This is a genomic window from Curtobacterium caseinilyticum, assembly GCF_030363035.1.
Classification (GTDB): Bacteria; Actinomycetota; Actinomycetes; order Actinomycetales; family Microbacteriaceae; genus Curtobacterium; species Curtobacterium caseinilyticum.
This window is the reverse complement of the sequence record NZ_JAUCMN010000010.1, coordinates 24,455-38,198: the sequence shown is the minus strand read 5'-3', so window position 1 is coordinate 38,198 and position 13,744 is coordinate 24,455. Positions and strand designations below refer to the sequence as shown.

Sequence of the window (13,744 nt, the reverse complement as noted above, 5' to 3'; positions counted from 1 at the left end):
GACGACGGCCGGCGAGCACGCGGTGTGCTCGCCGGCCGTCGTCGGGTCGGTGGTGCTGCGGTCAGCGCCCCATGCCGCGGTACGTGAAGCCCGCTGCCGTCCAGGCGTCGCGGTCCAGGCAGTTGCGACCGTCCACGACGACCGGACTGGCCACGAGCGACGCCACCTCGGCCGGGTCGAGCTCGCGGAACACCGTCCACTCGGTGAGCACGAGGACGAGGTCGGCACCCTCGAGGGCCTGCGTGGCCGACGCCGCGTAGTCGAGCTCGGGGTGCAGACGGCGGGCCGTCTCGACCGCTTCCGGGTCGTACGCCCCGACCGACGCGCCGAGCTCCTGCAGCCGGGCAGCGATGTCGAGCGCCGGGGAGTCGCGGACGTCGTCCGAGTTCGGCTTGAACGCGAGCCCGAGCACCGCGACCCGCTTGCCCGCGACCGAGCCGCCCAGCAGCTCCGTGGCCAGGTCGACCACGTGGGCACGACGGCGCAGGTTGGTGGCGTCGACGTCGGCGAGGAACGCGAGGGACTCCCCCACGCCCAGCTCGTCCGCACGGGCCTGGAACGCCCGGATGTCCTTCGGCAGGCAGCCGCCGCCGAAGCCGAGGCCGGCGTTGAGGAACTTGCGACCGATGCGGTCGTCGTGGCCGATGGCGTCGGCGAGCGCCGTCACGTCCGCGCCCGCGACCTCGGCGATCTCCGCCATCGCGTTGATGAACGAGATCTTCGTCGCCAGGAAGGCGTTGGCGCTGATCTTCACGAGCTCGGCCGTCGGCAGGTTCACGACCAGCCGCGGGGTGCCCGCGGCCAGCGCCTGCGCGTAGACCTCGTCGAGCGCGGCCACGGCACGCTCGCCGTCCGCCCCCTCCGGGACGCCGTACACGAAGCGGTCGGGCGAGATGGTGTCCTGCACCGCGAAGCCCTCGCGCAGGAACTCCGGGTTCCAGACGAGCGTCGCGCCCGGCACGGCCGCCTCGACCTCGGCGGCGAGCCGAGCGGCGGTGCCGACCGGGACCGTCGACTTGCCGACGACGAACTCGCCGGGCGCCAGGTGCGGCGTGAGCGCGGCGACCGCTGCGTCGACGTACGTCAGGTCCGCGGCGCCGGTCGGTCCCTGCGGGGTACCGACGGCGAGGAAGTGCACGGTCGACCCGGCGACCTCGGCCATGTCGGTGGTGAAGCGGATGCGGCCGGAGGCGAGCGCCTCGTCGAGGATCTCGGGCAGTCCCGGTTCGAAGAACGGGGCCTCGCCCGCCGCGAGTCGCTCGATCTTGGCGGGGTCGACGTCGACGGCGACGACCTCGTGCCCGAGCTTGGCCATGGAGGCGGCGTGCACGGCACCGAGGTACCCGCAGCCGATGACGGAGATACGCACGGGACGACGGTACCGGGTCCCGGTGACCGAGCCCAATCCCGACGGCACGACCGCGGGGCCGCGGGCCGGACGGCTCGGTGCCGACGGTACGGGCCCGCACCGCCGGTCAGCGGCCGGTGTCGCCCCACGGCGGACGAGCCGGCCCCCCGACGATCTCGTCCCAGTCGGGCTCGCGGTGACGCCGCCGTGCCTCGTACGTCTCGACCAGGTCGTGCAGCACGGCCACGACGAGGTCGGCGTGCGGGACGTCCGCGAGCACGACGGGGGTGTCGTCCCCCGGGAAGACGAGCACGTCCCCGGACCGCCACACGCCCTGGAGCCCGCGGCGGCGCACCGTCACGTCGTAGCCACGCGAGTGCAGCAGCTCCCGTCGGGTCCGCGTGCCGAGCCCGTGCACCACGACGAGCCGCCTGGTCGTCACGACGTACCGCTCGGACATCCACCGCAGCAGCGGGACGACGCCGCCGAGGACGACGAGGAACAGCGTGGTCCCGGCGACCACCGCGTTCAGCCAGGCGAGCTGCGCGCGGAACACGCCGAACCCGAACCCGCCGGCCATCGCGACGAGCACGACGAACAGGGCGGGACCGACGAGCCGGCGTGCGTGCGGTCGGAGCCGCGCGACGACGCGTTCGGGCGGCGGCTCGGCGGTCATGCCGTCATGCATACCGCAGGTGGGTGAGGTCCCCCACCGCGACGCCCCTGGATCTGCCGTCCCGATCCCGGATCGTGACGCGGCCGTCGTCGTCGATGCCGACGGCGTCGACCTCGTCGACCGTGCCGTCGGGCAGTTCCAGGCGCACGCGGCGACCGATCGTCCCGCACGCGGCCCGCACGCGGGACCGCACCGCCCCGGCGGCGGGACCACCGTCGACCAGGGCGCGCACCGCCTCCAGGACGGCCGTGGTGAAGGCGGACAGGACCGCGTCGGCCAGGTCCGCCGCGTCGTCGACCGCGCCGGCGACGGCGAGCGAGGTGGCGGTGGGGGTCGGCAGCGCGTCCGCCGGGATCGTGAGGTTGACGCCGGCACCGACGACGACGCTGCCGTCCGCGGCGACCTGGCAGAGGATGCCGCACACCTTGCGGCCGTCGACCAGGACGTCGTTCGGCCACTTCACCAGGACGCGCGGCTCGGCCGGTCCGGTCGCCTCGGTCGTCTCGGTCGTCTCAGTCGTCTCGGTCGACCCGGTCGGTCGGGAGGCGGTGGTCCGGTCCGCCGCGTCGGACAGCACGGCGGCCACCGCGTCGCGCATCGCGAGTCCGGCCACCAGGGGCAGCCATCCGCGGTCGCGGTCGTCGAGGTCGGCACGCACGAGCAGGCTCGCCGCGAGCGCCTGCCCGGCCGGTGCGGTCCAGGTCCGGTCGAGGCGCCCCCGACCAGCGGTCTGGTCGAGGGTGACGACCACGCTGCCGTGCGGCCGCTCGGTCGCGAGGGCGAGCAGGTCCGCGTTCGTCGAACCCGTCCGCGCAGGGGCCTCGAACACCGCACCGGCGGCCTCGACGACGGCGCGGGCGCGGGGCAGGACCGGCGGCACGGGTGTGGACATGCACGCAAATCTACGGGCAGGAACCGTGGGGGTCCTCCAACCGGGGCCGTCCTGCCCGCCGGTAGGGTGAGCGGGTGACCACAGGAGACACCCCCGACCTCTCGACCACGGCCGGTCGCCTCGCGGACCTCCGCGACCGCTACCACGAGGCCGTGACCGCCGCGGGCGAAGCCGCCATCGCGAAGCAGCACGCGAAGGGCAAGGGCACCGCCCGCGAGCGCATCGAGCAGCTCCTCGACGAGAACTCCTTCGTCGAGTTCGACGAGTTCGTCCGCCACCGCACGACGTCGTTCGGCATGGACGCCAAGCGCCCGTACGGCGACGCGGTCGTGACCGGCGTGGGCACGATCCACGGCCGCAACGTCGCGGTCTACGCCCAGGACTTCACCGTCTTCGGCGGGTCGCTCGGCGAGGTCGCCGGCGAGAAGATCGTCAAGGTCATGCAGCACGCGCTGAAGACCGGCGTCCCGATCATCGGCATCCTCGACTCCGGCGGCGCCCGCATCCAGGAGGGCGTCGTCGCCCTCGGCAAGTACGGCGAGATCTTCCGCCTCAACACGCAGGCGTCCGGGGTCATCCCGCAGATCTCGATCGTGATGGGTCCGGCGGCGGGCGGTGCGGTCTACTCCCCCGCCCTCACCGACTTCGTGATCATGGTCGACAAGACGAGCCACATGTTCGTCACCGGCCCGGACGTCATCAAGACCGTCACGGGCGAGGACGTCGGCTTCGAGGAGCTCGGCGGCGCGCAGACGCACAACGCCGTCTCGGGTGTGGCGCACTACCTGGCCGAGGACGAGACCGACGCGCTCGACTACGCCCGGTCGCTGGTCGGGTTCCTGCCGGACAACAACCTGTCCGACCCGCCCGCGTACGACGTCGCCCCGGAGCTCGAGACGACCGACGCGGACCACGACCTCGACACGGTCATCCCGGACTCCACGAACCAGCCGTACGACGTCACGACGATCATCGAGCACGTCGTCGACGACGGCGAGTTCCTCGAGGTCCAGCCGCTCTTCGCGCCGAACATCCTGATCGGCTTCGGTCGGGTCGAGGGCCGCACGGTCGGCATCATCGCGAACCAGCCGCAGGCCATGGCCGGCACGCTGAACATCGACGCCGGCGAGAAGGCCGCCCGGTTCGTCCGGTTCTGCGACGCCTTCGGCATCCCGATCCTGACCCTGGTCGACGTCCCCGGCTACCTGCCCGGCACCGACCAGGAGTGGACCGGTGTCATCCGCCGCGGTGCGAAGCTCCTGTACGCCTACGCCGAGGCGACCGTGCCGCTCGTCACGGTCATCACCCGCAAGGCGTACGGCGGCGCGTACATCGTCATGGGGTCGAAGCAGCTCGGCGCCGACATCAACCTGGCATGGCCGACCGCCGAGATCGCCGTGATGGGCGGCCAGGGCGCGGTGAACATCCTGTACCGCGCCGAGATCAAGCGCGCCGAGGAGGCCGGCGAGGACGTCGCGGCCGTCCGCGCGAAGCTCGCGAACGAGTACACGTACAACGTCGCGTCGCCGTACCTGGCGGCGGAGCGTGGTGAGCTCGACGGGATCATCCAGCCGCACGCCACCCGCGTGTCCGTCATCAAGGCGCTGCGGGCGCTCCGGGGCAAGCGCGCGTCGCTGCCGCCGAAGAAGCACGGGAACATCCCGCTGTGACCACCGCCCACCGCCCCCAGGGCGCCCGCTGATGGGCCGCCACGCCGCCGCCGTCCCCGCGGACGCTGCCCCCTCGCCGGTCGACGCGGCTGCCGAGCCCGTGACGGCGGACGTCCGCGTCGTCGCCGGCGACCCGTCCCCCGAGGAACTCGCGGCCGTCGTCGCCGTGCTGCAGCGCCAGGCCGACGAGGCCGCCGCGCTCGGTCGTGCCGAGGTGACCGTCTCGCCGCGCGCCGGGTGGGACGCGTCGGCTCGGGGCCTCCGACGAACGCTCGAGCACGGACACGGCGCCTGGAGTCGTTCCCTGCGCTGAACCAGGCGATCCCGCAGCACCCGGCGGTCGACCGCACGACCCCCGCCGTTCACCGGCGGGGGTCTTGCGCGTCCGGCGGACGCGGGCGACGATGTACCCCGAGCCGCCGAGGCGACACCGGCCCCACATCCGGGTTGCAGCGTGCACTTCCCGGTCGGTCTCCCCTCGATCGGGGGACACCAGCGCCGGTACGGCCGTTCAGCGGCAGGAATTGTCCCCCGAAATGACGACTGACACGTCCTGCGGGAGCGGGCATAGTAGTTCGTGTTCGGTGTCCTTCTACGAAGAACATCGTTGGTCGGTGGCCGACTAGGGTACGACGCCTCCGACCAGCTACGAGCCAGGGCGATATTCGGGTTGTCGCTCAGGCTCGGGTCGTGAACGGGCCGGTCTCCTCGAGACCGGCCCGTTCCCCGTTTCCGGACGTCGCCGTTTCCGGACGTCCCACGTTGCCGGCCCGTCCCCGGCTGCCAGCTCGCCGCTCGCCCTAGACGGTCGCGTGTCGAGGGATCTCGAGCCAGAGCACGACGGAGTCGTCCTCGTCGCCGTCCTCGTCGTCGAGCCCCGCCCCGAGCGCCGCCGACTCACTCGCCGCCGTGTCGAGCCGGAGCCCGACGATCGTCACCGCGGAGTCCGACCCCTCGCCCGCCGTCCGGACGATCACGTTGTCCGCGTCGCGAGCACGACGGAGGGCGTCCGCCACCTGGGCGTGCACGCGGCGCAGGTCGTCCACCTCGAGGTCGTCGAGCCCGCCGTCGTCGTGCAGCTGGACCGTCGCGCCGCGTCGTCGCAGGCGCATCACCTCATCGCGGACGTCGTCGGACAGCAGCGACCTGCCGCGGATCTCGTCACGGATCGCCTGCTCGAGGTGCAGGCACTCCGCGCGCTCGTCGTCGGTGAGGTCCCCGCCGCACTCGATGATCTGCTGCAGCATCGGCAGCGCCATCCGCGTCGTCTGGCTCAGGCGGAACTGCCGCTCGAAGACGTGCGCGTCCTGGGCGGCCTGCCAGTCCACGGTCTCCTGCTCGGCACGGACGAAGTCACGGGTGGCGCGGGTCGCACGCCCCATGGCCACCGCGAACCCCGTCGCGATGGCGACCCAGGTCAGGTCGCCGACGACCCCGAGTGCGCCGAAGGCGCCCGGTCCGGCCCAGGCGACGACGAACAGGGTGAGGAAGCCGACGCCGACCCACGCGAACGCCCGTCGGCCGCGGACGACGAGCACGACCATGAGGGTGCCGACGGCGGCGACCCACCAGGTGGTGGCGTCGCTGTTGTTGTCGGACAGGTCCACGACCGGTGCGGCGATCACCGGCATCACCAGGGCCGTGGCGAGCGCGAAGCACGCCGCCCACACCGGCAGCACCCGTCCTGGCAGGAAGATCGCGACCCCGCTGGCAGCGGCGTACAGCGCCATGCAGGCCACCACCGGGCCGACGTCGCTGACGGAGGCGAAGGACGCCACGGCGAGCACGAGGTGGAAGACGGAGAAGAGCGCGGCGAGCCCGATGGCGATGCCGGCCGGCAGTGAGACCCTCACGCGTGGCCTCCCGCGGTCCACTCGAGCCGGATGCGGGTGCCCGCGCCCGGGTTGCTCGCCACGACGGCGCGGCCGCCGACGGTCTGCACGCGCTCGATGATCGAGCGGCGGACACCGAGCCGTGCCGCGGGGACGGCCGCGAGGTCGAAGCCCCTGCCGGAGTCGCCGACCTCGACGTGCACGGTGCTCCCCCGCTGCTCGACGCGGACCCACCGCTCGACGTCGGGGCCGCCGGCGTGCTGCACGCTGTTGACCGACGCCTGCAGCGCGGCCGAGGCCAGGGCGTCGGCGACGGTCGCCGGCACCCGCAGACCGCCGACCGGTGCGTCGCGGAGGACGACCGGTGCCGCGAGGGCCTCCACGGCGTCGGCGATCCGCGCCCGGAGCTCGTGCACGGTCACCGGCGGCGCCTCACCCGGCAGGTCGGCGGCCGCGGCGCCGAGGTGGTCGATCGCGTTCCGCGCCATCCGGGCCGCGAGTGCCTTCGCCTCGGGTGTCTCGGCACGGGCGGCGGAGAGCAGTGTGGTGAGGACGCTGTCGTGCACGATCGCGTCGACCTGCACCCGCTCGACCTCGGTCGCGTGCTCGCGGATCGCGTGCGAGTACCGGCGGATGGCGGTGGCCTGTGCGGCGTCGACGGACGCGGCGGCACGGCGCAGCAGCACGGCGATGACGAGCACCGCCCCGCTGAGGATCGCGCTGAACACGCCCTGCAGCACCGCGCTGACCCCGGCATCGCCGCCGAGCGGGGTCATGCGCACGACGACGTAGACGGCGGGCACGAGCGCGGTGTACACCGTCGCGCGCCACGGGGCGAACCCCATCGCCGCGGCCGTCGACCCCACCGTGCAGTACCACCACGGCCACGGCACCTGGCCGGCCGGGATCGGTTCGCGGACCGTGAGCGGCCAGGTGACCAGCACCACGAGGAACAGCAGCGCGCACACGATCTGGGCGACCTGCGCGAGCCGCTGCACGAAGGCCGACACCCCGACGAACAGGAACGACGCCCCGAGGAGGGCCGCCGAGACCGTGCCCCACACGGGGTCGAGGTACGGCAGCTGCCCGATCACGGACGGCGCGTACACGGCGCCGTAGCCGACCGCCGCGACGGCGATGAGGACCGCGAAGAGGCGTTCGACCGACGCCTGGGTGATCGCCGGACGCAGACCGCGCAGCGGGTCGACCCCGAAGGGGGCCGGCTCCGCCGCCGGGTCTGCGACCGGGGGTGTCGCGGCGGGCCGGTCCGCAGCCCGCGCCGGCTCGGCCGTGGTGGCCATCGGGGTCAGCGGCCGTCGGTGTCGGGGTCGATGCCCGAGTCGAGCCCGGGGAGGATGCCGTCCTCGACCGCGCGGCGGAGCAGGTCGACCTTCGTCGGCGCGGGTCGGCCGACCTCGACGTACTTCACGCGGATGCGGTCGAGGTACTCCCGTGCGGTCGAGTACCCGATGCCGAGCTGCTGCGCCGCGAGCTTGAGCGGGAGCCCCGAGGCGTACAGGTGCAGGATCTCGCGCTCCCGGCGACCGAGCTGCGCCTTCGCGAAGTCCCGGTCGGCGTCGATGGCGCTCGCCCACTCCAGGTTGTTGAGCACGTCGCCGCGGGCGACGGTGGCGACGGCCGCCATCACGGTCTTCGTGGCCGACGACTTCGGGATGACCCCGGCGGCCCCTGCCGCCAGGGCTTCGCGGACGCTGGCGACCCGGTCGGCGATCGAGTGCACGAGGACCGCGGAACCGGTGCCCTGCACACCCTTCACGTTCGCGGTCACGGTGGAGCCGTCGCCGAGCGACAGGTCGAGCACGACGACGTCGACCTCGCGCCCGCCGAGCTGCGCGACGTACTCGGGCACGCTCGCGGCGGTGAGCACCACCTCGAAGCCCTCGTTCTGGCACGCTGCCTGGATGCCGAGCCGCACGGACTCGTGGTCGTCGACGATCGCGACGCGCACGGGCCTGGTGGCCAGTCCGGTCGCTCCGCTGCTGGTGTTCGTGTCTGCTGCCACGGTGGCCTCTCGTTCCGATGCACGCCCGGCCCCTGTCGCCGGGAGCGATCACCGACCAAGGATACCCAGGTCGGACCCAGCAACGGGGTTCCTGGTCACCGCGTCACACTGCGCGTCGTGCGCTCGGCGCTCAGGCGATCGGCACGAGGCGTGCGACGGCCTCCAGGTGGTGCGTGTGCGGGAACAGGTCGAAGGCCCGCAGCGCCTCGAGGCGGTACCCGAGGTCGGCGAACGTCGCCACGTCGCGGGCCAGGGCGACCGGGTCGCAGGCGACGTAGACGACCTGTGCCGGCTGGAGTGCCGCGACCTGCACGACGACCTCGCGCCCGGCGCCCGAGCGCGGCGGGTCGAGCACGACGGTGCCCGCTCGGAAGCGCTGGAGCTCCGAGCGCGACGCGTCGGCCGCCGTACGGGCCAGCCAGCGGTCCACGCGGCCGGTCTCCGCACGGGCACCGATCCACTCGGCCAGGTTCTCCTGCGCGTGCTCGGTGGCCCGCGGCGCGCTCTCGACGCTCGTGATCCGTGCCTTCGGACCGACGACGTCGCCGAGCGCGGCGGCGAGGAGTCCGACACCGCCGTAGAGGTCGAGGTGCTGTCCCTCGGGGTCCAGCCGCTCGCGGTCGACCAGGTCCTGCACGGCGGCGGTCAGCACCGCTGGGGCCTGCCGGTGCACCTGCCAGAACCCGTTGTCGTCGACGGTGAACGACCGGTCCCCCACGGTCTCGGTCACGACGGTCGGCTTCTGCTCGTCGATGACGAGACGGGCGCCCTCGGCTCCGCTCGGCGCGAGGACGTCCACGACGCTGGCGCCGGGCATCGCCCCACGGCCGAGGGGAGCGCTGTCCTGCACGCGCTGCGACGCCAGCGGCAGGGAGGTCACGGGCACCACGGTGTGCGACCGGGCGGCGAAGGGTCCGGCGGTCCCGTCCTCGTCGACGTGCAGACGGACCCGGGTGCGCCACCCGAGCCCGTTCGCCTCGTCGTCGCCGGGTGCGGCCTCGACCGTGACGTCGTGCCCGAGGACCTCGGTCAGGTCGGTGCGGGCGAAGCGCGCGAAGGCGTCGACCAGGACGTCGTGCTTGAGCGTCCGCTGGTGCGGGAGCGCGATGTGCCCGAACTCGGCGCCGCCGGCGCGGACGGCGGGGTCCCGGTCGAGTGCGGCCTCGGGCCAGACGTGGTCGACGCGGTGCTCGCTCGGCGTCACGACGGACACCGTGTCGGCACGCCAGAACGACTTCTTCCGGTCCTCCGTCACCCGAGCGACGACGCGCTCACCCGGCACCGCGTCCGAGACGAAGACCACGCGCCCCTCGTGCCGTGCCACCGAGATGCCGCCGTGGGCGATCCCGGTGACGTCGAGTTCGAGCAGCGTGCCGACGGATTCACCCATGGTTCGATGTTCCCATGCGTCTGTACCTCGCGAGTACCTCCCCCGCCCGTCGTGCGCTCCTGGCCCAGACCGGCATCGAGCCGGTGCTCGTCGCGCCCGGGGTGGACGAGGACGCGGCCGTCGCGTCCGCGGCAGCGTCGCTCGGGCGGGACCTGACCGGTCCGGAGCTGGTCGGGCTGCTCGCGGTCGCCAAGGCGGACGCCGTCGCGGACGCACGGATCGCGGGCTCCCCCGTCGACGGCTTCGTCTTCGGCGGCGACTCCGCCTTCGAGGTGGACGGCGTCCTCTACGGCAAGCCCCACGACCCCGACGTCGCGCGGGCGCGGTGGCGGCAGATGCTCGCCGCCGGTGGCGGCACCCTGTGGAGCGGCCACTGCGTCGTCGACCGGCGGCTGGACCGCTCGCTGGCGACGGGCGCGGACTCGGCCACGGGCCGGACGGGAGGCGCGGGGCGGGCGGGCACCGTGCCTCCCGTCCGACAGGTGGACGCGTCGGGCGGCGGGGCGCTCGGCGTGGCCGGTCACCTGGACCACGTCGCGCCCGGTGGGTCGACCCTGGTCGCCGCCGGCGACCACGTCGTGGCGGTCGACAGCGCGGTGCTCACCTTCGCCGAGGACGTGAGCGACGACGAGATCGACGCGTACGTCGCGACGGGCGAGCCGCTCGAGGTCGCCGGGGCCTTCACGATCGACGGGCGGGCCGCGGCGTACATCGCCCGCATCGACGGCGCACCGTCGGCCGTCGTCGGGCTGTCACTCCCGGTGCTGCGCGCGATGCTGCTCCGCGGCTTCGGCGTTTCCTGGCACGACCTCTGGGCACTGTAGACATCCACACTGCTCGGCCCGGTTTCTTTGTACGTGCCGGTCAATTCCGAGTGCCGGGGCACGAATAGGCTGACGAACCATGCCCCGTATCAGCAAGGTCCTCATCGCGAACCGCGGCGAGATCGCCGTCCGCATCATCCGCGCGGCCCGCGACGCAGGCAAGGCATCGGTCGCGGTCTACGCCGACCAGGACCGTGACGCCCTCCACGCCCGCCTCGCCGACGAGGCCTACGCGCTGAACGGCACCACGAGCGCCGACACCTACCTCGTCATCGACAAGATCATCTCGGTGGCGCGCCGCTCCGGCGCGGACGCGGTGCACCCGGGCTACGGGTTCCTCGCCGAGAACGCCGACTTCGCCCGCGCCGTCATCGATGCCGGGCTGACCTGGATCGGCCCGTCGCCGGAGTCGATCGAGCAGCTCGGTGACAAGGTGTCCGCCCGCCACGTGGCCGAGAAGGTCGGCGCGCCGCTCGCGCCGGGCACCATCGAGCCCGTCGCGGACGCTGCCGAGGTCATCGCGTTCGCGGACGAGGTCGGTCTGCCGGTCGCCATCAAGGCGGCCTTCGGCGGCGGCGGCCGTGGCCTGAAGGTCGCACGGACGCGCGACGAGGTCGCCTCGCAGTTCGAATCGGCGACGCGTGAGGCCATCGCGGCGTTCGGTCGCGGCGAGTGCTTCGTCGAGAAGTACCTCGACAAGCCGCGGCACGTCGAGACCCAGTGCCTCGCCGACGAGCACGGCAACGTCGTCATCGTCTCCACGCGCGACTGCTCGCTGCAGCGTCGCCACCAGAAGCTCGTGGAAGAGGCCCCCGCGCCGTACCTGACGCCGGACCAGGAGTCGCGCCTGTACGAGTCGTCGAAGGCGATCCTCCGCGAGGTCGGCTACGTCGGAGCGGGCACGTGCGAGTTCCTCATCGGTGCCGACGGCACGGTGTCGTTCCTCGAGGTCAACACCCGCCTGCAGGTCGAGCACTGCGTCTCGGAAGAGGTCACCGGCATCGACCTCGTCCGCGAGCAGTTCCGCATCGCCGAGGGCGGCAAGCTCGACTACGAGGACCCGGCGCCGCGCGGCCACTCCTTCGAGTTCCGCATCAACGGCGAGGACCCTGGTCGCAACTTCTTCCCGGCACCGGGCCCGGTGCACGCGTTCACCGCCCCCTCCGGTCCCGGCGTCCGCGTGGACTCCGGTGTCGTCTCCGGGGACGTCGTCTCCGGCTCGTTCGACTCGATGCTCGCGAAGCTCATCGTCACCGGCGCCACCCGCGAAGAGGCGCTCGAGCGCTCGCGCCGTGCCCTCGCCGAGTTCGAGGTCACCGGCCTGCCGACCGTGCTGCCCTTCCACCGCGCGGTCGTCGCCGACCCGGCGTTCGCGACGGACGACGAGACCCCGTTCAGCGTCTACACGCAGTGGATCGAGACCGACTTCCAGAACGACATCCCCGCCTGGAGCGGCTCGCCCGAGGAGATCCCGGCCCCGGCTGCACGCGAGAGCGTCGTGGTCGAGGTGCAGGGCAAGCGCATCGAGGTCACCATGCCCTCGATCGTCGGTGGCGGCGCCGCGGGTGGCGCAGGTCGTCGCCCGGCCGGTCCCTCCGCTCCCCCGAAGCGTCGCTCGTCCGGCGTGCGCGGCGGCATCGCTTCCTCGGGTTCGGTGACCTCGCCGATGCAGGCGACGGTCGTGAAGACCGCGGTCGCCGAGGGTGACACCGTGGTGAAGGGCGACCTGCTCGTCGTCCTCGAGGCCATGAAGATGGAGCAGCCCGTGCAGGCCCCGCGCGACGGTGTCGTCACCGGGCTGAACGCCCCCGTCGGCCAGACGGTCTCGTCCGGCCACGTGCTGCTCGAGCTGGCGTAGCGCGCGGCGCGCGCGGCGCTCGGACCCGCAGGAACCAGGTTCCGGACACAGCACCGTGGACTTCCACGGTGCTGTGTCCGTTCCACGGTGTGAGCCGCGCCGCTCGATCACCACGGCGGTGTTCTCTCGGTCGCCGAGGGCACCGGCAGTCCGGCGCGTGCGAGCATCAGCGGAGCGGCACCGCCGGGCAGGACGTCGCGCCAGACCAGACGGGCGACGCCGTCGACTCCCGGCAATGCCCGCACTGCATCTTCGCGGAGCTTCTCCTCGACGACGACCTCCTCGGCCGAACGCCCACCGCGCAGACGCCGATCGCGGTACTTCGCGAGGCCGTCGAACTCGACCACCACGCCCTGCTGGGGGAACCAGAAGTCAACCCGTGCCACGAGCTGCGCGCCGACTCGGAACTCGTGCTGCAGGACCGGTGTCGGCAATCCGAGGTCGTGCACGACCAGGTTCGTCAGGCTCTCACCCGGAGACTCGATCCGCGCGTCTGCGACGTCGACGAGCCGGTGTGCTCGAACCTTGCCTCGTCGCACCGGTCTCCGGTCGAGCTCGGCGACGAGCGCTTCCCGTGCAACGCCCCTCCTGAGCACGGCATCGAGCACGACGACCGCGTGCCCGCGATCGCATCGGAGGGCGACGTCCACGGCCGTCTCGACGAGATCAGTCGTCAGGACCCCGTCCACGACGGCGGTGCCCACGGACCGCCCCCGAGCGGGGACCTTGTCACTGAACCGCAGCCGTTGTGCCCGGTCTCGCGTCGGGTCGGTGAGCAGGACCCGTTCGGGTAACGGCCCGAACCACGGCAGCCCGTGCATGACGACCGCCGATTCGTGCGACACGATCAGACCTGGCCTCTGGCGGGCGACCACGGCGTCGATGCGGGCGCGATGACGCGTGGCCTCCGACGCCGCTGCGAAGGCTTCTGCCGAGGTCGTGACGCCGTGGCCGACCTTGACCCGTTCGCCGTCCTGGACTCGCCGTCTGATCGCGCGCGCGGTGGCATGGTCGGCCGGTGTCAGGAGCAGTGGGAGTCGTTCCATCCCCTGACGATCGCCCGCTCCGGTCCTGCGGTTTCGTGAGCAACTCGATCGGTGGACCGACGTGCTGCGCACAGCCCTGTGCAGGACGACTTCAGCTGCTAGCGGGTGGGCAGCGGTCGCCGGACACCGGGGAACGGACACAGCACCGCGCGGAAGCGCGGTGCTGTGTCCGGAACCTGGTTCCG

At 73.0% G+C, this 13,744-nt stretch carries 12 protein-coding genes; 4 read left to right on the top strand and 8 right to left on the bottom strand.

Going from position 1 to position 13,744, the window contains the following annotated elements; genetic code table 11:
• Nucleotides 1-61: 61 nt before the first annotated feature.
• The 3 genes from QUG93_RS13585 to QUG93_RS13575 all read right to left on the bottom strand — a co-directional run bounded on the left by QUG93_RS13585 (nt 62) and on the right by QUG93_RS13575 (nt 2,916).
• Nucleotides 62-1,369 carry a UDP-glucose dehydrogenase family protein gene (locus QUG93_RS13585; protein ID WP_289474666.1) on the bottom strand — a complete coding sequence of 436 codons (1,308 nt, stop codon included), beginning with the start codon at nt 1,367-1,369 and terminating at the stop codon, nt 62-64.
• A 106-nt stretch (nt 1,370-1,475) separates the two neighbouring features.
• Nucleotides 1,476-2,024 (bottom strand): PH domain-containing protein, encoded by a 549-nt coding sequence (locus QUG93_RS13580; RefSeq protein ID WP_289474665.1) that lies wholly within the window; start codon nt 2,022-2,024, stop codon nt 1,476-1,478.
• A gap of 4 nt (nt 2,025-2,028) precedes the next feature.
• Nucleotides 2,029-2,916, bottom strand: a complete 888-nt coding sequence (locus QUG93_RS13575; RefSeq protein WP_289474664.1) for a biotin--[acetyl-CoA-carboxylase] ligase — start codon at nt 2,914-2,916, stop codon at nt 2,029-2,031.
• 74 nt (nt 2,917-2,990) lie between these two features.
• Between QUG93_RS13575 and QUG93_RS13570 the strand changes: the two genes are divergently transcribed.
• Together QUG93_RS13570 and QUG93_RS13565 are read left to right on the top strand one after the other, a co-directional pair.
• On the top strand, nt 2,991-4,586 hold the full coding sequence (locus QUG93_RS13570) for an acyl-CoA carboxylase subunit beta (protein WP_289474663.1): 1,596 nt from the start codon (nt 2,991-2,993) through the stop codon (nt 4,584-4,586).
• A 31-nt stretch (nt 4,587-4,617) separates the two neighbouring features.
• The gene (locus QUG93_RS13565) at nt 4,618-4,899 is read left to right on the top strand and encodes an acyl-CoA carboxylase subunit epsilon (protein WP_289474661.1); all 282 of its coding nucleotides are present in this window, start codon (nt 4,618-4,620) and stop codon (nt 4,897-4,899) included.
• Nucleotides 4,900-5,386: 487 nt separating this feature from the next.
• On the opposite strand, the gene QUG93_RS13560 is transcribed toward QUG93_RS13565, so the two are convergent.
• The 4 genes from QUG93_RS13560 to QUG93_RS13545 all read right to left on the bottom strand — a co-directional run bounded on the left by QUG93_RS13560 (nt 5,387) and on the right by QUG93_RS13545 (nt 9,831).
• Nucleotides 5,387-6,439, bottom strand: a complete 1,053-nt coding sequence (locus QUG93_RS13560) for a DUF8320 family protein (RefSeq protein ID WP_289474660.1) — start codon at nt 6,437-6,439, stop codon at nt 5,387-5,389.
• Nucleotides 6,436-7,719, bottom strand: a complete 1,284-nt coding sequence (locus QUG93_RS13555; protein WP_289474659.1) for a sensor histidine kinase — start codon at nt 7,717-7,719, stop codon at nt 6,436-6,438. Before QUG93_RS13555 ends, QUG93_RS13560 begins: the two co-directional genes overlap by 4 nt.
• Nucleotides 7,720-7,724: 5 nt before the next feature.
• Nucleotides 7,725-8,441 carry a response regulator transcription factor gene (locus QUG93_RS13550; RefSeq protein WP_058728855.1) on the bottom strand — a complete coding sequence of 239 codons (717 nt, stop codon included), beginning with the start codon at nt 8,439-8,441 and terminating at the stop codon, nt 7,725-7,727.
• A gap of 130 nt (nt 8,442-8,571) precedes the next feature.
• The gene (locus QUG93_RS13545) at nt 8,572-9,831 is read right to left on the bottom strand and encodes a class I SAM-dependent RNA methyltransferase (RefSeq protein ID WP_289474658.1); all 1,260 of its coding nucleotides are present in this window, start codon (nt 9,829-9,831) and stop codon (nt 8,572-8,574) included.
• A gap of 14 nt (nt 9,832-9,845) precedes the next feature.
• On the opposite strand from QUG93_RS13545, the gene QUG93_RS13540 reads away from it, so the two are divergent.
• Together QUG93_RS13540 and QUG93_RS13535 are read left to right on the top strand one after the other, a co-directional pair.
• Nucleotides 9,846-10,655, top strand: coding sequence for a Maf family protein (locus QUG93_RS13540; RefSeq protein WP_289474657.1), 810 nt, complete (start codon nt 9,846-9,848; stop codon nt 10,653-10,655).
• Between the two features lie 79 nt (nt 10,656-10,734).
• Nucleotides 10,735-12,513, top strand: coding sequence for an acetyl/propionyl/methylcrotonyl-CoA carboxylase subunit alpha (locus QUG93_RS13535; RefSeq protein WP_289474656.1), 1,779 nt, complete (start codon nt 10,735-10,737; stop codon nt 12,511-12,513).
• A 107-nt stretch (nt 12,514-12,620) separates the two neighbouring features.
• Here QUG93_RS13535 and QUG93_RS13530 read toward each other — a convergent pair whose 3' ends face one another.
• Nucleotides 12,621-13,559, bottom strand: coding sequence for a hypothetical protein (locus tag QUG93_RS13530; RefSeq protein ID WP_289474655.1), 939 nt, complete (start codon nt 13,557-13,559; stop codon nt 12,621-12,623).
• Nucleotides 13,560-13,744: the final 185 nt, after the last annotated feature.